Annotated in this window: 21 protein-coding genes and 1 pseudogene; 14 read left to right on the top strand and 8 right to left on the bottom strand. The window is 72.5% G+C overall.

The features are described 5' to 3' along the window. Nucleotides 1–11: 11 nt before the first annotated feature. Complete coding sequence (locus OIU81_RS28930; RefSeq protein ID WP_329152462.1) at nt 12–1,025, top strand: ADP-ribosylglycohydrolase family protein; 1,014 nt, start codon at nt 12–14, stop codon at nt 1,023–1,025. Continuing rightward, entirely contained in the window at nt 1,018–1,971 is a 954-nt protein-coding gene (locus OIU81_RS28935) for a nucleotidyltransferase domain-containing protein (protein ID WP_329152464.1), read from the top strand. Before OIU81_RS28930 ends, OIU81_RS28935 begins: the two co-directional genes overlap by 8 nt. Before the next feature lie 13 nt (nt 1,972–1,984). Here OIU81_RS28935 and OIU81_RS28940 read toward each other — a convergent pair. Continuing rightward, nucleotides 1,985–2,479: pseudogene (locus tag OIU81_RS28940) on the bottom strand (nucleotidyltransferase domain-containing protein); the annotation flags it as partial. Between OIU81_RS28940 and aroH the strand changes: the two are divergent. From aroH to der, 5 genes are all read left to right on the top strand, one after another. Continuing rightward, entirely contained in the window at nt 2,423–2,785 is a 363-nt protein-coding gene (gene aroH, locus OIU81_RS28945) for a chorismate mutase (RefSeq protein ID WP_329152466.1), read from the top strand. The pseudogene OIU81_RS28940 and the gene aroH sit on opposite strands and share 57 nt — an antisense overlap. Further along, nucleotides 2,782–3,867: a prephenate dehydrogenase gene (locus tag OIU81_RS28950; protein ID WP_329152468.1), complete on the top strand. Its 1,086-nt coding sequence runs from the start codon at nt 2,782–2,784 to the stop codon at nt 3,865–3,867. Before aroH ends, OIU81_RS28950 begins: the two co-directional genes overlap by 4 nt. A gap of 86 nt (nt 3,868–3,953) precedes the next feature. Further along, a complete protein-coding gene (gene cmk / locus OIU81_RS28955) occupies nt 3,954–4,694 on the top strand; it encodes a (d)CMP kinase (RefSeq protein WP_329152470.1) in 741 nt (246 codons plus the stop codon). Then, entirely contained in the window at nt 4,691–5,371 is a 681-nt protein-coding gene (locus OIU81_RS28960; protein WP_329152471.1) for a lysophospholipid acyltransferase family protein, read from the top strand. The genes cmk and OIU81_RS28960 overlap by 4 nt, the downstream gene beginning before the upstream one ends. 70 nt (nt 5,372–5,441) lie before the next feature. Then, nucleotides 5,442–6,902: a ribosome biogenesis GTPase Der gene (der, locus tag OIU81_RS28965; protein ID WP_329152474.1), complete on the top strand. Its 1,461-nt coding sequence runs from the start codon at nt 5,442–5,444 to the stop codon at nt 6,900–6,902. Between the two features lie 25 nt (nt 6,903–6,927). Here der and OIU81_RS28970 read toward each other — a convergent pair whose 3' ends face one another. Beyond that, on the bottom strand, nt 6,928–7,266 hold the full coding sequence (locus OIU81_RS28970) for a hypothetical protein (protein ID WP_329152476.1): 339 nt from the start codon (nt 7,264–7,266) through the stop codon (nt 6,928–6,930). A 119-nt stretch (nt 7,267–7,385) separates the two neighbouring features. Then, entirely contained in the window at nt 7,386–8,195 is an 810-nt protein-coding gene (locus tag OIU81_RS28975) for a hypothetical protein (protein WP_329152477.1), read from the bottom strand. Nucleotides 8,196–8,479: 284 nt separating this feature from the next. Between OIU81_RS28975 and OIU81_RS28980 the strand changes: the two genes are divergently transcribed. From OIU81_RS28980 to OIU81_RS28995, 4 genes are all read left to right on the top strand, one after another. After that, nucleotides 8,480–9,091, top strand: a complete 612-nt coding sequence (locus OIU81_RS28980) for a transglycosylase family protein (RefSeq protein WP_329152478.1) — start codon at nt 8,480–8,482, stop codon at nt 9,089–9,091. 422 nt (nt 9,092–9,513) lie between these two features. Continuing rightward, the gene (locus tag OIU81_RS28985; protein WP_329152479.1) at nt 9,514–10,773 is read left to right on the top strand and encodes a glycosyltransferase family 4 protein; all 1,260 of its coding nucleotides are present in this window, start codon (nt 9,514–9,516) and stop codon (nt 10,771–10,773) included. Further along, nucleotides 10,770–11,747, top strand: coding sequence for a hypothetical protein (locus tag OIU81_RS28990; protein WP_329152481.1), 978 nt, complete (start codon nt 10,770–10,772; stop codon nt 11,745–11,747). Before OIU81_RS28985 ends, OIU81_RS28990 begins: the two co-directional genes overlap by 4 nt. A gap of 71 nt (nt 11,748–11,818) precedes the next feature. Further along, nucleotides 11,819–12,850 (top strand): helix-turn-helix transcriptional regulator, encoded by a 1,032-nt coding sequence (locus tag OIU81_RS28995; RefSeq protein ID WP_329152483.1) that lies wholly within the window; start codon nt 11,819–11,821, stop codon nt 12,848–12,850. On the opposite strand, the gene ctaD is transcribed toward OIU81_RS28995, so the two are convergent. Both ctaD and OIU81_RS42415 read right to left on the bottom strand, forming a co-directional pair. Beyond that, nucleotides 12,741–14,420: an aa3-type cytochrome oxidase subunit I gene (gene ctaD, locus OIU81_RS29000; RefSeq protein WP_329152484.1), complete on the bottom strand. Its 1,680-nt coding sequence runs from the start codon at nt 14,418–14,420 to the stop codon at nt 12,741–12,743. The genes OIU81_RS28995 and ctaD overlap by 110 nt on opposite strands. Nucleotides 14,421–14,799: 379 nt before the next feature. After that, nucleotides 14,800–14,934 carry a twin-arginine translocation signal domain-containing protein gene (locus OIU81_RS42415; protein WP_443074061.1) on the bottom strand — a complete coding sequence of 45 codons (135 nt, stop codon included), beginning with the start codon at nt 14,932–14,934 and terminating at the stop codon, nt 14,800–14,802. 12 nt (nt 14,935–14,946) lie between these two features. Between OIU81_RS42415 and OIU81_RS29005 the strand changes: the two genes are divergently transcribed. After that, nucleotides 14,947–15,162: an I78 family peptidase inhibitor gene (locus tag OIU81_RS29005; protein ID WP_329152485.1), complete on the top strand. Its 216-nt coding sequence runs from the start codon at nt 14,947–14,949 to the stop codon at nt 15,160–15,162. A gap of 104 nt (nt 15,163–15,266) precedes the next feature. Here the strand turns inward: OIU81_RS29005 and OIU81_RS29010 are convergent, their stop codons facing one another. Continuing rightward, complete coding sequence (locus tag OIU81_RS29010) at nt 15,267–16,301, bottom strand: phosphatase PAP2 family protein (protein WP_329152487.1); 1,035 nt, start codon at nt 16,299–16,301, stop codon at nt 15,267–15,269. Nucleotides 16,302–16,567: 266 nt separating this feature from the next. Next, nucleotides 16,568–17,761: a hypothetical protein gene (locus tag OIU81_RS29015; RefSeq protein WP_329152488.1), complete on the bottom strand. Its 1,194-nt coding sequence runs from the start codon at nt 17,759–17,761 to the stop codon at nt 16,568–16,570. Nucleotides 17,762–17,971: 210 nt separating this feature from the next. Here OIU81_RS29015 and OIU81_RS29020 point away from each other — a divergent pair, with 210 nt between their 5' ends. Together OIU81_RS29020 and OIU81_RS29025 are read left to right on the top strand one after the other, a co-directional pair. Next, on the top strand, nt 17,972–19,612 hold the full coding sequence (locus tag OIU81_RS29020; RefSeq protein WP_329152489.1) for an MFS transporter: 1,641 nt from the start codon (nt 17,972–17,974) through the stop codon (nt 19,610–19,612). A 130-nt stretch (nt 19,613–19,742) separates the two neighbouring features. Continuing rightward, on the top strand, nt 19,743–20,966 hold the full coding sequence (locus tag OIU81_RS29025; RefSeq protein WP_329152491.1) for an acyl-CoA dehydrogenase family protein: 1,224 nt from the start codon (nt 19,743–19,745) through the stop codon (nt 20,964–20,966). A gap of 120 nt (nt 20,967–21,086) precedes the next feature. Here OIU81_RS29025 and OIU81_RS29030 read toward each other — a convergent pair whose 3' ends face one another. After that, on the bottom strand, nt 21,087–21,539 hold the full coding sequence (locus OIU81_RS29030) for a cell division protein SepF (protein ID WP_329152493.1): 453 nt from the start codon (nt 21,537–21,539) through the stop codon (nt 21,087–21,089). Between the last annotated feature and the right edge of the window lie 77 nt (nt 21,540–21,616).

A 21,616-nucleotide genomic window follows, 5' to 3' on the forward strand; every position in this document is an offset into this window, starting at 1 on the left:
TGGTTCTTTTCATGGTGTCCACGGGGGCTTCCGCTACCGGCTCGCTGATCGGGCTGGCGCTGGGCGATGCGCTCGGCTTTCCGACGGAGTTCAGCGGGGTGCCGGCGATCGTGGCCAGATACGGGCCGTGGCGGCGGATGGCGCTGCCCGACCCCGCCCTCGTCAGCGACGACACCCAGATGACGCTGGCGCTGGGGCACGGGCTGCGTACGGCCATGGCGCGCGGGCCGCTGACGCCGGCGGAACTCGTCGGGCCGGTGCGTGCCGCCTACGTCGACTGGTGGCGCTCGCCCGACAACAACCGCGCGCCCGGCGGCACCTGCCTGCGGGCCTGCGAGCTGCTCAGCGATCCCGGCCGGCCCTGGGCCGCGGCCTCCCGGACCGATTCCAAGGGCTGCGGCGCCAATATGCGGGTCGCGCCGATCGGGCTCGCGCCGGGGCTGAGCCCGCAGCAGCGCTCCGGCGCCGCGCAGCTGCAGTCCGCGCTGACCCACGGGCACCCGACCGCGCTGGCCGCGAGCGATCTGACCGCCCGCGCCGTACGCGCCCTCGCCGACGGCACACCGCCCGCCCAACTGCCCGGCCTGCTGCGGGCGTACGCCCAGGACCGGCGCACCGTCTACCAGGAGGACTGGCTCGGCGACCTGTGGCGGCGCGCCCACGGCACCTCCCCGCAGACCTTCCTCACGCCCGGCTGGGACGAGTGCCTCGGCGCCCTGGACCGGCTGGACGCCGCGCTCGGCGCACCCGACCGGGAGGCCGACCCCTGCCTGGCCACCGGCGCCGGCTGGATCGCCGAGGAGGCGCTGGCCACCGGCCTGCTGTGCTTCCTGCTCTTCCCCGACGAGCCGCTCACCGCGCTGCGCCGGGCCGCCTGCACCTCCGGCGACTCCGACTCGATCGCCTGCCTCACGGGCGTCTTCGCGGGCGCCCACCTGGGGGCCGGCGCCTGGCCCGAGGAGTGGTCCTCCCGTATCGAGAACCGCGACGAACTGCTGGCACTGGGGGAGGCCTGGGATGTGTGAGAACCCTTCCGGCACGGCACGGGAGGCCGTCCTCCGGGCGGCCGTCCTCCGGGCGGCCGGACTGCGCGCCGTCGACCTGGGCGCCGTGGTGGCGGAACAGCACGATCCACCGGTCTTCGCGACGGTCTCCGGCGCGCATCTGTACGGCTTTGCGTCCCGGGACTCCGACGTCGATCTGCGCGGCGCCCACCTGCTGCCCACGGCCGCCCTCGTCGGCCTGCACGAGCCGGCGCAGACCCGCACCCTGATGTGGGAGCGGGACGGCGTCGAAATGGATCTGGTCTCGCACGACCTGCGGAAATTCGCCCGCCTCCTGCTGCGCCGCAACGGCTACGTCCTGGAGCAGCTGCTCTCCCCGCTGGTCGTGCACACCACCCCCGTGCACGCCGAACTGACCGCGCCGGCCCCGGGCCTGCTCACCTCCCACCACGCCCACCACTACCGCGGCTTCGCCACGACCCAGTGGCGGCTCTTCGAGAAGACCGGCGAGCTGAAGCCGCTGCTGTACACGCTGCGGGTGCTGCTCACCGGCATCCACCTCATGGCCGGCGGCCGGGTGCAGCCCCATCTGCCCACCCTGACCGGCGAATTGTCCGCACCCGCCTACCTGCCGGAGCTGATCGCGGCCAAGGAGCAGGGCCCGGCTGGGCTGAGCGGGCAGGCGGCAGGCTGGGGGCGTCCGGAGGGGCCGAGGGCGGGCGGCCGGGCCAGGAGGGTCCGACCGGGGGCCGCGGCCCGCCTCAGCCCAGCGCGGAGGCCCGCCGGGCCCGGAAGAGGAAGTCCGCCACCCGGCCCGAGTCCGGCTCGGCCGGCAGGGGCGAGCCGGACACCGCCGCCTCGGCCTCCTCGGACAGCCGCGCCATCCGCCGCTCCACCGTGGCCCAGGCCACCTCACCGCGCCGGACCGCCAGCAGCGCCTCCCGGTCCTCGCCGACGTCCAGGGTGAGCACGCCCGTACGGAGCAGATCGCGCGAGGCGGCCAGCAGTCGCAGCAGATGCATGGCGTGCTTCCAGCGGGGCGCGCCGTGCTGCCGGACGTCGGCCCGCAGCTGCTTGAGCTGGCCGGTGGCGTAGCCCGCGAAGGTGCGGTGGGCCTGCCGGGACAGGAACGCCTCGCGCAGCGCGAGCAGCTCCCGCCCGACGGGGTCGACGCGTTCCACCAAGGGGGAGTGCAGACACTCCAGGACGGTCGGGTTCGCGCGCAGCCCCAGCTGGCAGAAGCGTTCCAGCTCCCAGGAGAACTCCTCCTCGCGCGGACCCTCCACATGGGTGGGCGGCTTCTCGAAGCCCCAGAAGAGCGGGGTGGGTGCGAGATAGACCCCGCGGGTGCGGCTGGTTACGCTGATCGGGACGCGCGCGGGTGCGTGCGGCGGCACAGGACGCAGGGGAGCAGTGACGTGGCGGTACGAGCGGTCCGCGGGGCCGTCCAGCTGGAGCGGGACGACGCGCAGCACATGCAGGAGCAGGTCAGCGAGCTGCTCACCGCCATCCTGGAGCGCAACGGCCTGCTGGCGGACGACCTCATCAGCGTGTGGTTCACCGCCACCCCCGATCTGCACAGCGACTTCCCGGCCGCCGCCGCACGCGCCCTGGGCATCATGGACGTCCCGCTGATCTGCGCCCAGGAGCTGGACATCACCGGCGCCATGGAGCGCGTGGTGCGGGTGCTCGCCCATGTCGAGACCGACCTGTCCAAGGCCGGGATCGCCCATGTCTACCTCGGCGCGGCCGGGGCGTTGCGGAAGGACATCGCGCAGTGAGGACCGCCCTCGTCATCGGAACGGGCCTGATCGGCACCTCGGCCGCGCTCGCGCTGCACGCACGGGGCGTGCAGGTCTTCCTGGAGGACCACGACCCGGCCCAGGCCCGCACCGCCGCCGCGCTCGGCGCGGGCACCGCCGAGGCCCCCGGGGCACCGGTCGATCTGGCGATCGTGGCCGTCCCGCCGGCCCATGTCGCCTCGGCCCTGGCGGAGGCGATGCGGCGCGGCGTGGCCCGTGCGTACATCGACGTCGCCAGCGTCAAGGGCGGCCCGCGCCGTGAGCTGGAGGCGTCGGGCTGCGAGCTGTCCGGCTACCTCGGCACCCACCCGATGGCCGGCAAGGAGCGCTCCGGCCCGCTGGCCGCCACCGCCGATCTCTTCGAGGGCCGCCCCTGGGTGCTCACCCCCACCCGCGACGGCAACACCGAGGTGCTCAATCTCGCGCTGGAGCTGGTCGCGCTGTGCCGGGCCGTCCCGGTCGTGATGGACGCGGACGCGCACGACCGCGCCGTCGCCCTGGTCTCGCACACCCCCCAGCTGCTCTCCAGCCTCGTCGCCGCCCGCCTCAAGGGCGCCGACGAGACCGCCGTGCGCCTCTGCGGCCAGGGCATCCGGGATGTGACGCGGATCGCGGCCTCCGACCCGGGGATGTGGATCGACATCCTGTCCGCCAACCCGGGCCCGGTCGCCGATGTGCTGTCCGAGGTCGCCGCCGATCTCGACGAGACCGTGCGGTCGCTGCGGGCCCTGGAGTCCGCCGACGAGGAGAAGCGCGGCGGCGGCGCCCTCGGCATCGAGGACGTGCTCCGCCGCGGCAACGCCGGCCGGGACCGGGTGCCCGGCAAGCACGGCGCCGCCCCGGCCACCTACGAGATCGTCGCCGTCCACATCGGCGACCAGCCCGGTGAGCTGGCCCGGATCTTCGCCGACGCCGGCCGGGTGGGGGTCAACATCGAGGACGTCCGCATCGAGCACGCCACCGGTCAGCAGGCGGGCTTCATCCAGCTCATGGTCGAGCCGCAGGCCGTGCCGGTGCTGACCGCGGAGCTGCGGGAGCGGGGCTGGTCCATCCGGCAGTGAGACCGTGGACGGGGCGGTGCGGGTGAGCCAGTAACCTTGTCCGAGGCCCTTATGGCCCTTGGACCCCCGCCCCGTGTACAAGAAAGGTGTTCGTCACCGTGGAAACCGCCGCTCGGACCGCACCGGCAGCAGTGATTGTCGCCATCGACGGCCCCGCAGGCACGGGCAAGTCCAGCACGTCCAAGGCCGTCGCCGCAGGGCTCGGCCTCGGCTACCTCGACACCGGCGCCCAGTACCGCGCGATCACCTGGTGGATGCTGAACAACGGCATCGACGTCAATGACGCGATCGCGGTGGCCGACGCCGCCGCCAAGCCCGTGATCGTCTCCGGTACCGACCCGGCCGCCCCGACCATCACGGTCGACGGCCTGGACGCCGCGGGCCCGATCCGCACCCAGGAGGTCACCGCCGCGGTCAGCGCCGTGAGCGCCGTTCCCGAGGTGCGGGCGCTGATCACCGACCTCCAGCGCTCCATCGCCGCCGAGGCGCCGCACGGCATCGTCGTCGAGGGCCGGGACATCGGCATCACCGTCCTGCCGGACGCCGACCTCAAGATCTTCCTGACCGCCTCCCCCGAGGCCCGGGCGGCCCGCCGCAGCGGCGAGCTCAAGGGCAAGGACCCGCAGGCGACCGACCTGGCCGCCACCCGCGAGGCGCTGATCAAGCGGGACGCCGCCGACTCCGGCCGGAAGACCTCGCCGCTGGCCAAGGCGGACGACGCGGTCGAGGTGGACACCACCGAGCTGACCCTGGAGCAGGTCATCGAGTGCGTGGTCACCCTCATCGAGGGCGCCGGCGCCGAGAAGGCGGGGCGGGTCACCCGGTGACCGACAGCGGCAGTGCGCCGAGCGCGGCAGGCGCCGCGGTCGGCCGGCGGATCGGCATCGGCCTGATGTACGGGCTGTGGCGGCCGCGGGTGCTGGGCGCCTGGCGGGTGCCCTCGGCCGGCCCGGTGATCCTCGCCGTCAACCACTCGCACGGCATCGACGGCCCGATGCTGATGGGCACCGCGCCGCGGCCGGTGCACTTCCTGATCAAGAAGGAAGCCTTCGCCGGCCCGCTGGACCCGTTTCTGCGGGGCATCGGGCAGGTGAAGGTGGACCGCAGCACCGCCGACCGCAAGGCGATCACCGACGCGCTCGGGGTGCTGAAGAACGGCGGGGTGCTGGGGATCTTCCCGGAAGGCACCCGGGGCGAGGGCGACTTCGCCTCCCTGCGGTCCGGCCTGGCGTACTTCGCGGTGCGCTCCGGCGCCCCGGTCGTGCCGGTGGCGGTGCTCGGCAGCACGGACCGCCACAGCCGGCTGACCCCGGCCGTACCGCCGCTGCGCGCCCGTGTCGATGTCGTCTTCGGTGACGCCTTCGAGGCACAGGAAGGCGCCGGTGACGGGCGGCAGGCGGGCACCGGCCGGCGCACCCGTAAGGCGCTCGACGAGGCGACCGTACGGATCCAGGAGCGGCTGACCGCCCACCTGGACCGGGCCCGGCGCCTGACCGGGCGCTGACCCCACACTTGAGTAGTGGGCCGCGGACGAGCGGCCCACCGACCACGATGATGAACGAGGAACGGACTTCATGAACGACCAGAACCCCACCGGCGACGAGCACGGTGCGCTTGGCGACGCCGAGTACGCGGAGTTCATGGAGCTCGCCGCGGAAGAGGGCTTCGACCTGGAGGAGGTCGGGGGCGACATCGCCGCGGCCGGCCACGGCCCGCTGCCCGTCCTCGCCGTCATCGGCCGCCCCAACGTCGGCAAGTCGACGCTGGTGAACCGCATCATCGGCCGCCGTGAGGCGGTCGTCGAGGACCGGCCGGGCGTCACCCGCGACCGCGTCACCTACGAGGCCGACTGGAACGGCCGCCGCTTCAAGGTCGTCGACACCGGCGGCTGGGAGCAGGACGTCCTCGGCATCGACGCCTCCGTGGCGATGCAGGCCGAGTTCGCCATCGAGGCCGCCGACGCGGTGGTCTTCGTCGTCGACGCCAAGGTCGGCGCGACCGACACCGACGAGGCCGTCGTCAAGCTGCTGCGCCGCGCCGGCAAGCCCGTGGTCCTGGTCGCCAACAAGGTGGACGGCCCGTCGGGCGAGGCCGACGCCGCCATGCTGTGGTCGCTCGGCCTCGGCGAGCCGCACCCGGTCTCCGCCCTCCACGGCCGGGGCACCGGCGACATGCTCGACGCCGCACTGGACGCCCTGCCCGAGGCGCCCGCGCAGACCTTCGGCGCCGCGCTGGGCGGCCCCCGGCGGATCGCGCTGATCGGCCGCCCGAACGTGGGCAAGTCGTCGCTGCTGAACAAGGTCGCCGGCGAGGAGCGGGTGGTCGTCAACGAGGTGGCCGGCACCACCCGTGACCCGGTCGACGAGATGATCGAACTCGGCGGCAAGACCTGGAAGTTCGTGGACACCGCCGGTATCCGCCGCCGGGTGCACCTCCAGGAAGGCGCCGACTACTACGCCTCGCTGCGCACCGCGGCGGCCGTGGAGAAGGCCGAGGTCGCCGTCGTCCTGATCGACGCGTCCGAGTCCATCAGCGTCCAGGACCAGCGCATCATCACCATGGCCGTCGAGGCCGGCCGCGCCCTGGTCATCGCCTACAACAAGTGGGACACCCTCGACGAGGAGCGCCGCTTCTACCTGGAGCGGGAGATCGAGCGGGACCTCGTGCAGATCCCGTGGGCGATGCGGGTGAACGTCTCCGCGCGCACCGGCCGCCACATGGAGAAGCTGGTCCCGGCGATCGAGACCGCGCTGGCCGGCTGGGAGACCCGGATCCCCACCGGGCGGCTGAACGCCTTCCTCGGCGAGATCGTCGCCTCGCACCCGCACCCGATCCGCGGCGGCAAGCAGCCCCGCATCCTCTTCGGCACGCAGGCGGGCACCAAGCCGCCGCGCTTCGTCCTCTTCGCCTCCGGCTTCCTGGAGGCCGGCTACCGCCGCTTCGTCGAGCGCCGGCTGCGCGAGGAGTTCAGCTTCGACGGGACGCCGATCCACATCTCCGTGCGGGTGCGCGAGAAGCGCAGCAAGAAGAAGTAGCGGCTCCCGGGGCCGCGCGGGCGGATCAGCGTCCGTGCGGCCGGGTGTCGCGCTGCGCCGGCGGCAGCGCCGGTGCGTGGCCCCGGCGGTGGTAGGGCTGCCGGTTCACGACCTCCCAGTGGCCGGCGGGCGCCGCCGCGCCCCAGTCCCCGGCCCCGCGCAGCACCTCCGGGAGCTCCGGCTCGTCCGTACGGTCCCCGGGCAGTGCCCGGAAGGAGCGGCGGTACTCGGCGTACAGCGCGTCATAGATCGGGGTGGCCGAGCCGTGCTCCGTGGTGTGCGCCGTCCCGTGTTCGTACGACGGGCGCATGCCGGGGATCGGGTGGGTGTACGGGGCGCGGGAGGAGGCGTCGTATGCGTGCACGTATGTGCCAACGACCCCGATGGCCGCGGGATGCGGCTTTCGCGCGGAAATGGCTGATCGCGAGGGCATGACCGTCCGGAAGGGCGGTCCTGTCCCCGCGATCGGGTACCGAGCGGCGGTCAGGTGCCGGCCAGCGGCATCTCCGCGGCGACCAGGGCGCCCTTCGCCGCGGCGTTCTCCAGCGCCTGCCGCATCAGGTCCTCGCGCGGCTGGTGGCCGATGGTGCCGGCCGGCGCGGCGTACATCAGCACCGACTGCGCCTTGTTGGCCGCGGCGCGCCAGCCGTCGGAGACGGCCAGCGGCTGGTGGGCCTGCCACCAGGCGGCCTGGTTGCCGGCGCCGCCCGGCTGGAGGACGGCGTGCAGCTTGCCCATGGCCAGCAGCGCGGACCAGCCCGGGTTCGGGCCGGGGAGCTGGTTCATGTCCGTCACCGGGTGGAAACCCTGCTCCAGGAGCAGCGGGAGGAAGTCGTCGTCCGGGCGGGCCGAGCCGGGGCGGGCGATCGGGCCGTCCGGCTCGACCACCAGGGCCGGGCGCAGATCGCCCTCGATCAGCACCAGGCCGCAGGTGATCCCGAGGGTCGCCTGGCGCGGGGTGGTGGGGACCGGGGTGGCCGGCGCGGGCTGCGCTCCCGGCACACGGGCGGCGGCGTCCTCTCCGGTGATGGAGCGCACGGCTCCCTGGAGCTGCTCCTCCGACACCGGGACGACCTGCGACGGGATGCAGGTGGCATGGGCGAACGCGAGCACCGCGGTCTCCTCGCCCACGAACAGGACGGTGCTGGTGCGCTCCTGGTCGCTGTCTCCGGGGGTCCGGCAGGAGGTGCAGTCATAGCTGCCGGGGGCGTCGCCACCGGCCAGCAGGCGGTCGGCTTCGTCGTCGCCGATCTCGGCGCGAACGTCGTCACTGACGTCGAGCATGCGCGGCACGGGTGGCTCCTCGATCTCTGTGCGTCTGCCGGGTGGTCTCCCGGCTCGTACCAGGACAACGGGTGACCTGCGGCAGGAGTCACGCGAGGACGGGAACAGAATCGAACCAATCGCCGCACAGTGGAAATCAACGGAAAGCCGCCCCGCAAGCGGTCACATAGCGCCAGCTCTTGCGCAGAACTTGGCGCAGTCGGGGCCGTTCCGTACGCCGGACCGGGTGGCAACGGGCCGGTGAGGGCGTGGCGCGCTGGTCAACGGCGGACGGCTGCCTACCGTCACCGGCTATGTCGGACAACTCTTCGTCGCCACGGCGCTTCGCGGGATCCGTCGGACTTCTCGCCTCGGCGGCCGCCGCCCTGGTCCTGTGTCTGCCCGGTGGTGCCGCCGCCGACGGGCCGGACGGCAACGGCACGGGCGGCGGCAAGGCCGGGCACGCGTGCGCCGGCGACCAGTGGCCATGGGGCTGCCTCGCGGAGTGCGAGAGCAGCGGTGACTGGCACATCAACACCGGCAACACCTTCTACGGCGGACTGCAGTTCTGGCAGCCCACCTGGGAGGCCTTCGGCGGCCTGGAGTTCGCCCCGCGGGCGGACCTCGCCACCCGGGATGAGCAGATCGAGATCGCCAAGAGGGTGCAGGCGGCCCAGGGCTGGGGCGCCTGGCCCGAGTGCGCCCGGCGCTACGGGCTGACGGGTGACGGGGAGCGGAGCCATGTCGTACGGCCCGGGGAGACGCTCGGCAAGATCGCCCGCAAGTACCGGGTGAAGGGTGGTTGGCAGGCGCTCCACCAGGCCAACCGGACGGCCCTCGGGGACAACCCGAACCGGCTGTCGGTCGGCACCAGGCTGCGGGTTCCCCAGGGCCTGATCCTGGGACGGCCGGACAGCGGGCGGTGACGCCCCCGGCCGTCCCGGGTGGCTCGTACCGCTCGTGCTTCCCGGGCCCTGCCGTACTCTCGTGCCCTCCCGTACCTCCCGTGCCTCCCGTACCTCCCACCGCTCCGGTGTGCCCGCTGGCCGGCGCCCCCGTGAGGTGAGCAACTCCCGCCCGGTCTCCGTAAGGACAGGCGGCGGCAGCTTCTGGAATTGGATATTCCAGTTCACCGGAGGTGGAGGGAATTCACGGCTATGCGGTTCCATCAAGCCGTTACCGATGTCCTAACTCTTTCGGAACAACTTGGCGTAACCCCCCAACCCGGAACCTCCTTTCGGGGTCCTTCCGTTCAGCAGGGGGATACGTCGCGCCCTACAGGAAAGGAGCGCGACGTCACCCACGGGGAGACCAGCACGGACCGGAAGACCAGGGGATACGGGGACGGATGCACATCTCATTCCTGATTCACAACGCGTACGGGATAGGGGGGACGATCCGCACCACGTTCAACCTGGCCCGCACGCTCGCCGACCAGCACGACGTCGAGATCGTCTCCGTCCTGCGCCACCGCGACGCGCCGGTCTTCGACCTCGGCCCGCGGGTCGCGCTGCGGCACCTCGTGGACATCAGGGAGAGCGGCCCCGGCTACGAGGGCGCGGATCCCGCGCACGCCCGCCCGGCCAGGGTCTTCCCCGCCGCCGAGGTCCGCTACCGCCAGTACAGCGAGCTCACCGACCGGCGGATCGCCCAGCATCTGGGCCGCACCGAGGCCGATGTCCTGGTCGGCACCCGGCCCGGACTCAATGTGCACATCGCCAAGCAGGCGCGCCGCGGCCCGGTCCGCATGGGCCAGGAGCACCTCACCCTGGACACCCATCACCCGGAGCTCAAGCTGGCGCTGCGCAGCGCCTATCCGCGCCTCGACGCGGTCACCACCGTCACCGAGGCCGACGCCCGCGCCTACCGCCGTACGCTGCGGCTGCCCGGTGTGCGCATCGAGGCGGTGCCCAACAGCGTGCCGGCGCCCGCCGTCGAGGCCGCCGACGGCAGCGGCAAGTGGGTCGTCGCCGCCGGCCGGCTCACCCGCGTCAAGCGCTACGACGTGCTCATCCGCGCCTTCGCCCAGGTCGTCGCCGCGCGCCCCGACTGGCGGCTGCGGATATACGGCGGCGGCGCGGAGAAGGCCGCGCTGCGCGCGCTGATCGAGGAACTCGGCCTGTACAACCACGTCTTCCTGATGGGCCCGGCCAACCCCCTGGAGGCCGAGTGGGCCAAGGGCTCGATCGCGGCCGTCTCCTCCAGCCTGGAGTCCTTCGGGATGACGATCGTCGAGGCCATGCGCTGCGGACTGCCGGTCGTCGCCACCAACTGCCCGCACGGCCCCGGCGAAATCATCGCCGACGGGGTGGACGGCAAGCTGGTGCCGGTCGGCGACCCGCAGGCGCTCGCCGGCTCCCTGCTCACGCTGATCAACGACGATGACGCCCGCATACGGATGGGCGGCGCCGCGCTGGCCTCCTCCGCCCGCTTCGACCCCGCCACGGTCGCCGGGCGCTACGAGGACCTTTTCGGGGAACTGCTCGCCCGCCGCCGGGGAAGCCGGCTGCAGTGCGGCCTGCATCGCGCCCGGGGAGCCCTGCTCAGCGGCGCGTACGCCACCAAGGATGCGGCCCGCGCCGCGCTGAGAGGGGTGCGGACGGTATGACGGCGCCGAGCCAGCTGACCGTGACCGGACACAACACGAAGGAGTCCTCCGCCATCGACCAGGAACCCGAGGCGCCGGACAGACCGGGGCCCGACGGCACCGAACCGCCGCCGGAGCGGGACGCAGGGACGGCGCCGGCGGAGCTGCGGGCCGACTGCATCGCGGACTCCGCGGGCGGTCTCACCTTCGATCTGAGCGTCCCTCAGGACCTGCACACCACCTGGAGCGCGGCGCTGGTGCTGCGGCTGCGCGGCGGCGACGGTGCGGACGACGCGGTACGGCTGCCGCTCGGGCCGAACGGCGCCGGCCGGCTGCGTGCCGTGCTGCCCAGTACCGTCGCGCTCGCCGAGGGCCGCTGGAACGCCTACGCCGACCTCGGCGACGGCGAGGACCCCCGGCGCCTGCTGCCGGGCATCAACGATCTGCGCTCGCTGGTGGACCGCCGGCCGCTGGCGGGCATCGGCCGGCTCGGCGTGCGCATCCCGTACGCGACCAAGTTCGGCAATCTCGCGCTGCGCAGCTGGCTGCGCGGCCCGCACGCCGAGGCCGGCGACATCCTCGTCACGCCCGACGGCATGACGGTCTCCGGCCGGCTCTACGGCGCCGCACCGGCGGCCGGCGCCCGGGCGGAGGCATGGCTGCGCCGCACCGCGGCGTCCGCGGAAGCCCCCGCGGTCACGGTCACCGTCCCGCTGACCGTCGAGGGCGCGGAATTCAGCTTCACGCTGCCCTACGCCGAGCCGGCCGGTCACTGGGAGGACGGCAGTGAGCCGTGGGACCTGTGGCTGCGCCCGGCGGAGGGCGCCCGGCCGGTGCGGATCGCCCGCCTCCTGGACGACGTCGCCGACAAGAAGCAGATCTTCACCTACCCCGCGATGCCGGTGCCGACCGCCGCGGGACACCTGAGGGCCGGTCCGTACTACACGCTCGACAACGACCTGGCCCTGCGGATCGCGGGACCGGCCGGGAGCTGACGGGAAGCGGCCCGCCCGGCCGGGGCGCAACGAGGACCGTACCTGTCCGCAAAGGCTGCGAGACTCCTGTCATGTTGGAGACCTCGGCACGGCTGCTCCGCCTGCTTTCCCTGCTGCAGTCCCACCGGGAGTGGTCCGGCGCCCAGCTCGCCGACCGGCTCGATGTCACCGCGCGCACGGTGCGCCGGGACATCGACCGGCTGCGCGAGCTGGGCTACCCCGTCCACTCCGCGTCCGGGACGGCGGGCGGCTACCGCCTCGGCGCCGGCGCCGAACTCCCGCCGCTGCTGCTGGACGACGACGAGGCGGTGGCGGTCGCGGTGGGACTGCGCACCGCCGCGGCCGGCGGGATCGAGGGCATCGAGGAGACCTCCGTTCGCGCGCTGGCGAAGCTGGAGCAGGTGCTGCCGCACCGGCTGCAGCGCCGGGTCGGCGCGCTGAACGCCTTCACCGTGCCGATGCTCGGCGGCGGCCCCCGGGTGGACCCGAACACCCTCACCGAGCTCGCGCACGCCTGCCGGGACTGCCGGCGGCTCCGCTTCGACTACACCACCCATGACGGCACGCGCTCCCGCCGCACCGTGGAACCGCACCGCCTGGTCTGCGCCCGGCGCCACTGGTACCTCGTCGCCTGGGACACCGACCGCGCGGACTGGCGTACCTACCGCGTCGACCGCATCACCCCCACCCCGCCGCACGGCCCGCGCTTCACCCCGCGCCCCCCGCCGGCCGAGGACCTGGCCGCGTACGTCTCCCACGGCATCTCCACCGGCGCCTATGCCCGGCAGGCGACCGTGCTGGTGCACGCCCCGCTGGAGCGGGCCGCGGAGCGCATCGGCCCGGCCGCCGGGACGCTCGAGGCGGTCGACGCGCAGCGCTGCCTGCTGCACACCGGAGCCCACAGCCTCGACGTGATGGTGGTGCACCTGGTCCTGATGGGCTTCGACTTCGAGATCCGTGAGCCGCCCGAACTGCTCGGTCACGTACGGGAGATCAGGGACCGGCTGTCCCGGGCACTGGCAGCGGCGCCGGCTGCTGACCCACCTCCGGGTGGTGCAGATCGAACGCCGGGGACTCGGAGCGGATCTTCGGCAGGGTCGTGAAGTTGTGCCGCGGCGGCGGTGAGGAGGTCGCCCACTCCAGGGACCGGCCGAAGCCCCAGGGGTCGTCCACCGTGACCTTGGCGCCGTAGCGCGTGGTCTTCCAGACGTTGTAGAGGAAGGGCAGGGTGGACAGCCCGAGCAGGAAGGAGCCGATGGTGGAGAGGGTGTTCAGGGCCGTGAAGCCGTCGGCCGCCAGATAGTCGGCGTAGCGCCGCGGCATGCCCTCCACCCCCAGCCAGTGCTGGACGAGGAAGGTGGTGTGGAAGCCGATGAACAGCGTCCAGAAGTGGATCTTCCCGAGGCGTTCGTCGAGCATCTTGCCGGTGAATTTCGGCCACCAGAAGTAGAAGCCCGCGTACGTCGCGAACACCACCGTCCCGAAGACGACGTAGTGGAAGTGGCCGACGACGAAGTAGGTGTCGGTGACGTGGAAGTCCATCGGCGGCGAGGCCAGGATGACGCCGGTCAGCCCGCCGAACAGAAAGCTCACCAGGAATCCGACCGACCACAGCATCGGCGTCTCGAAGGACACCGAGCCGTGCCACATGGTGCCGATCCAGTTGAAGAACTTCACCCCGGTCGGCGCCGCGATCAGGAACGACATGAGGGAGAAGAACGGCAGCAGCACCGCCCCGGTCGCGAACATGTGGTGCGCCCAGACCATCACCGACAGGGCCGTGATGGCCATCGTCGCGCCGACCAGCATGACGTACCCGAAGATCGGCTTGCGGGAGAAGACCGGGATGATCTCCGTGATGATGCCGAAGAACGGCAGCGCGATGATGTAGACCTCGGGATGCCCGAAGAACCAGAACAGGTGCTGCCACAACAGTGCGCCGCCCCACTGGGCCTCGAACACCACCGTCCCGAACTGCCGGTCCGCCTCCAGCACCAGCAGCGCGGCCGCCAGCACCGGGAACGCCATCAGCACCAGGATCGAGGTGAAGAGGACGTTCCAGGTGAACACCGGCATCCTGAACATCGTCATGCCGGGCGCCCGCAGCGTGATCACCGTGGTGATGAAGTTGACCGCGCCGAGGATGGTGCCGAAGCCGGCCAGCGCCAGCCCCATGATCCACAGATCGGGGCCGGTGCCGGGGGAGCGGGTCAGCGAGTTCAGCGGCGCGTAGGCCGTCCAGCCGAAGCTGGGGCCGCCGTCCGGGGTGAGGAAGCTGCCCAGCACGATCAGGCCGCCGAAGAGGAAGAACCAGTACGAGAGCATGTTCAGCCGCGGGAAGGCCACGTCCGGCGAGCCGATCTGCAGCGGCATGATCTCGTTGGCGAAGCCGGCGAAGGCGGGCGTGGCGAACAGCAGCAGCATGATCGTGCCGTGCATGGTCACCGCCTGGTTGAACTGCTCGGGGCCGACGATCTGCAGCCCCGGACGGGCCAGTTCGGCCCGCATCACCAGCGCCAGCACCCCGCCCACCAGGAAGAACCCGAACGACGTGATCAGGTAGAGGTGGCCGATCTTCTTGTGGTCGGTGGTCGTCAGCCAGTCGACCAGCACCGCCCCGCGGCTCCGCGCCCCGGGAGGCCGCAGGTCCGCCCGGCCGGTGTCCGTAACCATCCGCTGCACCTCGTTCGTCGAGGGTGTACTGGGGCCCGGGACATGATCCCCGCGGCCGCGGCGCAGTGCGAGAGGGCGCTCCGGGCCGTTCCGGTGGGATCCGGCGGGCCCGGTCCGGCGGGCCCGCCGGGGCGCCGGCGGGGGTGGGCCGGGAAGTGCACGCGCCCGGCAATCGGGGCGATGTGCGGGAAATGTGTGTGGAGTGTGTCTCGTTGGTCAATTTCCGGACGACCGATAAACGGCAATGAGCAACGGAAATCCGGTACTGCCGGGGGATTGTTTTCGGGCGCCGCGGCGCGCGGCCCGGAACGCGTGTGCCCGTTTTGTATTCGATCAAGGTGGAATTTCTGCTGCCGGAAAAGTCCACCCGGTTGCGCGGTCACACGGCGCGTACGGGTGACGGAAGTCCGGCGATCGCACCAACGCAGGCTGTGACACAAGTGTGACCAAGGACGGACCGGACGGTCACCGGGGTATGCACAGGCCGGGCTTCCACGGGCCGCCGCGGCCGCATACGGTGGCTGTCATGGCTGACCTACCGAATCTTCCGGACAACCCCGAGGACGACATCGAGGCATATGTCGGCCTCGCGCAGGAGAGCGCCGAGGAGCGGGCCAGAGCGCGTGGCTGGACCACCGTCCGCTCCCTGCCGCCGGGCGCGATCATCACCATGGAGTACCTGTCCGGCCGGCTCAACTTCGAGGTCAAGGACGGCACGGTGCACCGCAGCTGGCAGGGCTGAGCGCCGCGACGGACGACGAAGGCCCCGGCCGCTCCCTCGGGAGCGGCCGGGGCCTTCGCTGCGGGGTGGGGGTGTGCGTACCGGCCCCGCGGTCCGTGCGGCGGTCAGCCGCCGTCGTTGCGGCCGCGCCAGGAGGACGGGCTCAGCGGCGTGGTGCGGGGCATCCGGTCCGCGTGCGGCGGGCGCCGGGTGCCGGCCGGGGTGACCGGGGCGCGCTCCGAGCGGATCGTGTACGGCCGTGCCGGGTGGTGCGGCCAGCTGTCCGGGGAGTGGCCGGCCGAGCGGCCGCCCGTGCCGGCGGGGACCGCCTCGCGCACCAGCACCTCGCCGTCGGGCGCGATGCGCTGCCGGGAGACCCCGGGAGCCAGCGCGCCGGCCGGCAGCGGGCCGCGCAGCGAATTGGGGCGCAGCCGCAGCCACAGCCGCAGCAGGATGCCCATGAGCCGGTCCTCGAACCAGGTGATGCCGGGCTCCAGCCAGGGCATCGCCAGCAGCACCAACAGCCCCGCGGCCCAGCCGAGCAGGACATCGCTGACCCAGTGCGTGCCGAGGTAGACGGTGGTCATCCCGACGCCGAGCGCGCCGAGCGCGGCGATCACCGACAGCGTGCGGCGGCGCAGCGAGGTGGTGGCGAGGTAGGCCAGCACGCCCCAGGTGACCACGGCGTTCGCGGTGTGGCCCGAGGGGAATATGTCGCCGCCCAGGTACATCTCGTTGGCGCCGACCACGGTCGCGTAGTGCGGGCCGAGCCGGCCCATGCCGAGCTTGGCGGCGCCCACGGTGATGTTCAGCAGCAGCAGCGAGGCGCCGAGCACCAGCAGCGGGTGGAGGTTGCGCTGCCGCCAGCAGCGCCAGCCCAGCCAGGCCGCCACGGCCACCGCGGTCGGCCCGCGCTGCCCCAGTACAACGAAGTAGTCGAGGAAGGCATGGATCTCAGGCCACTGCTTGTACGGCCTGAAGAACATGACTTGCCAGTCGAACGTGACCAGCCATGAAGTGACCAGCACTCCGACCACGATCGCGAGGTACACCGCCAGCGTGCCCCAGAACAGCCACAGGCGGGTCCGGGTCATGCGGGGTGGTCGGGCGCGATCGGTCGGGCGCTCCTCCATCTGGTCGAGCTTGTCATCGGTACGCACTCAATCGACGTTACCGCGTGTGATGTAGGTGCTTGGTCAAACTGTGCGCTTTGTAATGACGATGTGATGTGGAATGTGTCTCAAACGAGGCTTCACCGAAGGGATTTGCAAGGGAATTCCTGGCGATTCTCAATCGCTTCCCGCCATCCGCGTGTCGGCACCCCGAGTGCCTTATCTGCTTTTCTCCGGAGGGAGTTTATCCGCCATTCGCCGCCAGGCCCCGTGGCGTTTCCCCGCAGTGGCGCTCACGGAGCGGTACCGGCCGGTCACGGCGGGCCCGAACCGTTCAGCCAGAACGCCCCGTAGACCGCGGAGCCCGCCGCCGCAGCGCCGATGACCAGCCACGACCACACCGGGCGCCGACGTGCCAGTGCCGCGGCCAGGGGCAGCAGCAGCGGATAGGCCGGCATCATCAGCCGTGGCTTGGACCCGAAGTAGCCCTTGGCCGTCAGCGCGAGCAGCAGCACCGTCCCGCCGTAGACCGCCAGCGGCAGCGGCTGGCCCTGGCGTACGCCGCGCACGTACAGCCAGCCCACCAGGCCGACGCCGAGGAGCAGTCCGAGTCCGGCCACGGCGGCGGGTCCCGACAGCAGGCCCCAGACGAACGAGCCGAACGCCAGCCCCCCGTCGAAGCCGTTGCCCCAGCCGCCCTGGACGTCGAGATATCCGGCGAACGAGCCCTGCCGCGCGCCCACCCACAGGAAGTAGCCGCACCAGCCGAGCGGTGACAGCAGCACCCCGGGCAGCAGGCCAGGATGCGCACGGAGCGCCGCGCGCAGCCGGACGCCACCGTTCCGCTCGCGCCACAGCGTCACCGCCGCGGTGAGCCACACCGCCGCGACCACCGCGGCACCCACCGGGCGGGTCAGCCCGGCCAGGGACGCGCACACCCCCGCCGCCACCCAGCGCCCGGTCAGCACGGCGTACACGCCCCAGGCCGCGAGCGCGGTGAACAGCGACTCCGAGTACGCCATCGACTGCACGATCCCGACCGGCAGCGCGGCCCACAGCGCGGCCAGGGCGATCCCGGCCCGCGGCCCGTACAGCCGCTCACCGGTCGCGTACAGGGCGCAGGCCGCGGCCGCCGAGGCGAGCCAGGCGACCGCCATCCCGGCGTCGGCGGGCGACAGCGGCAGCAGTGCCGACAACCCCCGCTCCAGCCACGGCAGCAGCGGGAAGAACGCCAGGTTGGAGTGGACGTCGCCGTTGGGCATCGTCACCGTGTAGCCGTAGCCCTGCTCGGCGACCCGGGTGTACCAGAGCGAGTCCCAGCGGGCGGTCAGCAAGGTGTGCCAGTCCTTGCCATCGGCCGCCGACCACACCGCGAGCACGAGCACGCCCAGCAGCCGGATCGCCGCGTACGCCGCCAGCGCGGGCGCGGCCCGGCGCAGCCAGGTCCCCGTGGCGGGGGCGGCGCACCGGGTCGGGCCGGGTACGGCGGCGGGCGCAAGATCGTTCATCCCGGCGATTATCCCGTGGCCGAAGAACGACGGTCGACGGCGGGTGGGGGAACGCGAGGCGCTGCGATGCGCGTCTCATCGTGAGGTGAACCACGCAGGGTAGCGGGGGACTCGCGTAGTCTGACGTCTCTACTCGCCCGTGCCGCCGGTTCCCCCGGGGCGCTTTCGCGCCCTGATCCGCGGCAGCGAGAGCATGACTGGAGGTGCTGCATGTCAGGGACGTCCGCGTCCGGCAGTGGACGGACGGCTGGAGTTCCCCGGCTTTCAGCTGGCAGTGTGAACCGCTGGACCGTGCTCATCGTGCTCTGCGTCAGCCTGCTCTTCGTCGCGCTGGACACCACCATCCTGTACGTCGCCGTGCCCTCGGTCACCGAGGACCTGCGGCCGGGACCGGTCGAACTGCTGTGGATCGTGGATGTCTATCCGCTGATCGCGGCCTCGCTGCTGATCCTCTTCGGCACCCTCGGCGACCGCGTCGGACGCCGGCGCGTCCTCCTGCTCGGCTACGGCCTCTTCGGGCTCGCCTCGGCCGCCGCCGCGCTCGCGCCCAACCCGCAGATCCTGATGGTGGCCCGTGCCCTGCTCGGCATCGGCGGCGCCATGATCATGCCGGCCACGCTGTCGATCCTGCGGCAGGTCTTCCCCGACCGGCGCGAGCGCGCGGTCGCCATCGGCGTGTGGAGCGCGGTGGCCGCGGTCGGTGCCGCGGTCGGTCCGGTCCTCGGCGGCTTCCTCGTCGAGAACTTCTGGTGGGGCTCGGTCTTCCTCATCAACATCCCGATGATGGCGGCCATGCTGCCGATAGGCCGATGGCTGCTGCCGGAGTCGCGCGGTGAGCGCAACGGTCCCTGGGACGTGATCGGCGCGATCGTCGCGGCGCTCGGTGTGCTGGGCGTGGTCCTCGGGGTGAAGCGGATCGGCAGCGGCGCCCCGGTGGTGGGCTGGACGACCCTGCTGCCCATCCTTCTCGGCATCGCGCTGCTGATCCTCTTCGTCCGCCGTCAGCACCGGCGCACCCACCCGCTGATCGACATGCGGCTGTTCGCCCGGCCCGCGTTCGGTACCTCCGTCGGCTGCATCGTGCTGGCCATGCTCGCGCTGGTGGGCCTGCAGCTGATCGCTGTGCAGTACCTCCAGCTCGTCCTCGGACTGAGCCCGCTGCAGACCGGACTGCGGATGCTGCCGCTGGTCTTCGCCGCGATGGCGGCCGGCCTGACCGGCTCCAAGATGCTGCAACTCCTCGGCCCGCGCGCCATGGTGTCCCTCGGCTTCGTGCTGACCGCCGTCGCGGTGCTCTGCCTGACGGCGATGAGCAGCCAGGACCGCCCCTGGCTGCTGTCCCTGGGCTTCGTGCTGCTCGGCTTCGGCTTCCAGTCCACGCTGTTCGGGGCGTACGAGTCGATGCTCAGCGAGGCGCCCGCCGAGCAGTCGGGCGGTGCCGCCGCGATCGGCGAGACCTCCTACCAGCTCGGTGCCGGCATCGGCGTCGCCCTCCTCGGCAGTGTCATGAACGCCGCCTACGCCCCCGGCCTGGACCGGGTCGACGGCGTTCCCGCGCGCGCCTCCGCCTCGGCCGCGCACTCCCTCGGCGAGGCCTACAAGGTCGCCGCCGGACTGGGGGACACGGCCCGGGCCGCGCTGCGCGAGGCCGCCCGGGAGTCCTTCGTCCGCGGGCTGCACATCACCCTGGTCGCCAGTGCCGTGCTGCTGCTGATCGGCGCGGGGATCGCGCTGCGGCTGCCGCGCCGGGCGGCGGAGTCCACGGAGCGGGCGGAGGCGGACGGCGAGGCGGCCCCGGGCGACCGGCCGGCCGGCTGCGGTACGCCCGCCACGGCGCGCTCCGGGCGCTGAGCGGCCGGTTCTTCGTCCCGCCGTGCGCCCGCGTGGCGCACGGCGGTGACCCTTGCCGGGCGGCACGGCGGGACGTACCGTCGGAAGGGCATAACTACCACTGCTAGTTTTCGCCGCCGGAGGCCCCGCCATGTCCGCAACGCCGTCCGCAGAGTCTTCAGCGTCCGCAGCGTCCTTGACGGTCCCGCCGTTCGACGCCGGCGACCCGCTGGGCATCGACGATCTGCTGACCGACGAGGACCGCGCCGTCCGCGCCACCGTCCGCCGGTGGACCGCCGAGCGGATCCTGCCCTCGATCGCCGACTGGTACGAGCGCGGCGAACTCCCCGGCATCCGCGAACTCGCCCGGGAACTGGGGTCGATCGGCGCCCTCGGGATGTCCCTGACCGGCTACGGCTGCGCCGGTGCCTCCGCGATCCAGTACGGCCTGGCCTGTCTGGAGCTGGAGGCCGCCGACTCCGGCATCCGCTCGCTGGTCTCCGTGCAGGGCTCGCTGGCCATGTACGCGATCTGGCGCTTCGGCTCCGAGGAGCAGAAGCAGCAGTGGCTGCCGCGGATGGCGGCCGGCGAGATCCTCGGCTGTTTCGGCCTGACCGAGCCCGACATCGGCTCCGACCCCGCCGCGATGCGCACGCACGCCAAGCGCGACGGGACCGACTGGGTGCTCAACGGCCGCAAGATGTGGATCACCAATGGTTCGGTGGCCGGGGTCGCGGTGGTCTGGGCCCGTACCGACGACGGCATCCGGGGCTTTGTCGTCCCCACCGACGCCCCGGGGTTCTCGGCCCCCGAAATCAAGCACAAGTGGTCCCTGCGGGCCTCGGTGACCAGCGAACTCGTCCTGGACGAGGTGCGGCTGCCGGCCGATGCCGTGCTCCCCGGGGCCACCGGACTGCGCGGCCCGCTCGGCTGCCTCAGCCACGCCCGCTACGGCATCGTCTGGGGATCGATGGGCGCCGCGCGCGCCAGCTTCGAGGCGGCGCTGGACTACGCGAAGACGCGCGAGCAGTTCGGCAAGCCCATCGGCGGCTTCCAGCTCACCCAGGCCAAGCTCGCCGACATGGCCGTCGAACTGCACAAGGGGATCCTGCTCGCCCATCACCTGGGACTGCGGATGGACGCGGGGCGGCTGCGCCCCGAGCAGGTCAGCTTCGGCAAGCTGAACAACGTCCGGGAGGCGATCGAGATCTGCCGCACGGCCCGGACCATCCTCGGCGCCAACGGGATCTCGCTGGAGTACCCCGTCATGCGGCACGCCACCAACCTCGAGTCGGTGCTCACCTACGAGGGGACCGTTGAGATGCACCAGCTGGTGCTGGGCAAGGCGCTGACCGGTCTGGACGCCTTCCGGTGACCGGCTCCGTGCGGTGATGCCGTGCGGTGATGCGGGCGGCCGCCGCCCGGCCCTTGTGGGCCGGGACACGCCGGCGGCGGCCGCCGCGGTCCCCGGCCCTGTGCGCAGGCCCGGGTCCGCTCAACTCTGGTTGAAGAAACCGCCGTTGCGGTGGCCGCGGGCCTCGCCGCTGAGCACCTTGTAGTCGGCGGGGGTCAGCAGGAACACCCGGGTCGCGACGCGCTCGATCGAACCGCGCAGACCGAAGGTCAGCCCGGCCGCGAAGTCCACCACCCGCTTGGCGTCGGCGGAGTCCATGGACGTCAGATTGACGATGACCGGGACGCCGTCCCGGAACAGCTCGCCGATACCGCGGGCGTCCCGGAAGCTCTCCGGAGAGACCGTGGCGATGCGGGTGCCCTGGTCCTGGGCGGCCTCATCGGCCACCCGCACCCGGGGGTCGGTGACCCACGGGTGGTTGTCACCCGAGTCACCGGCATCGGGTCCCTCGGCGTAGTCGTCGTCGTAGTAGCGCTCGTCATCACTGTCGTCGACGAGGCCAAGCCAGGCACTCGCCTTGCGCACCGATCCCATTGACGCCTCCTCTCACCCGCGGTCTCTGCGTGTCCGCCCCTATCGTCGTCCATGAGGCGGAGGGTGTGCCAAGTGGA

The organism is Streptomyces sp. NBC_01454, from assembly GCF_036227565.1.
In the GTDB taxonomy this organism is placed as follows: domain Bacteria; phylum Actinomycetota; class Actinomycetes; order Streptomycetales; family Streptomycetaceae; genus Streptomyces.

Coding starts and splice junctions, on each gene's coding strand:
- OIU81_RS29015 (WP_329152488.1), bottom strand. CDS start 17,761: ATGAACGATCTTGCGCCCGCCGCCGTACCCGGCCCGACCCGGTGCGCC.
- OIU81_RS28990 (WP_329152481.1), top strand. CDS start 10,770: ATGACGGCGCCGAGCCAGCTGACCGTGACCGGACACAACACGAAGGAG.
- OIU81_RS42415 (WP_443074061.1), bottom strand. CDS start 14,934: ATGCGGCCGCGGCGGCCCGTGGAAGCCCGGCCTGTGCATACCCCGGTG.
- OIU81_RS28985 (WP_329152479.1), top strand. CDS start 9,514: ATGCACATCTCATTCCTGATTCACAACGCGTACGGGATAGGGGGGACG.
- OIU81_RS29005 (WP_329152485.1), top strand. CDS start 14,947: ATGGCTGACCTACCGAATCTTCCGGACAACCCCGAGGACGACATCGAG.
- OIU81_RS28980 (WP_329152478.1), top strand. CDS start 8,480: ATGTCGGACAACTCTTCGTCGCCACGGCGCTTCGCGGGATCCGTCGGA.
- OIU81_RS28930 (WP_329152462.1), top strand. CDS start 12: ATGGTGTCCACGGGGGCTTCCGCTACCGGCTCGCTGATCGGGCTGGCG.
- OIU81_RS29020 (WP_329152489.1), top strand. CDS start 17,972: ATGTCAGGGACGTCCGCGTCCGGCAGTGGACGGACGGCTGGAGTTCCC.
- OIU81_RS29025 (WP_329152491.1), top strand. CDS start 19,743: ATGTCCGCAACGCCGTCCGCAGAGTCTTCAGCGTCCGCAGCGTCCTTG.
- OIU81_RS28935 (WP_329152464.1), top strand. CDS start 1,018: ATGTGTGAGAACCCTTCCGGCACGGCACGGGAGGCCGTCCTCCGGGCG.
- der (WP_329152474.1), top strand. CDS start 5,442: ATGAACGACCAGAACCCCACCGGCGACGAGCACGGTGCGCTTGGCGAC.
- OIU81_RS29030 (WP_329152493.1), bottom strand. CDS start 21,539: ATGGGATCGGTGCGCAAGGCGAGTGCCTGGCTTGGCCTCGTCGACGAC.
- OIU81_RS28995 (WP_329152483.1), top strand. CDS start 11,819: ATGTTGGAGACCTCGGCACGGCTGCTCCGCCTGCTTTCCCTGCTGCAG.
- ctaD (WP_329152484.1), bottom strand. CDS start 14,420: ATGGTTACGGACACCGGCCGGGCGGACCTGCGGCCTCCCGGGGCGCGG.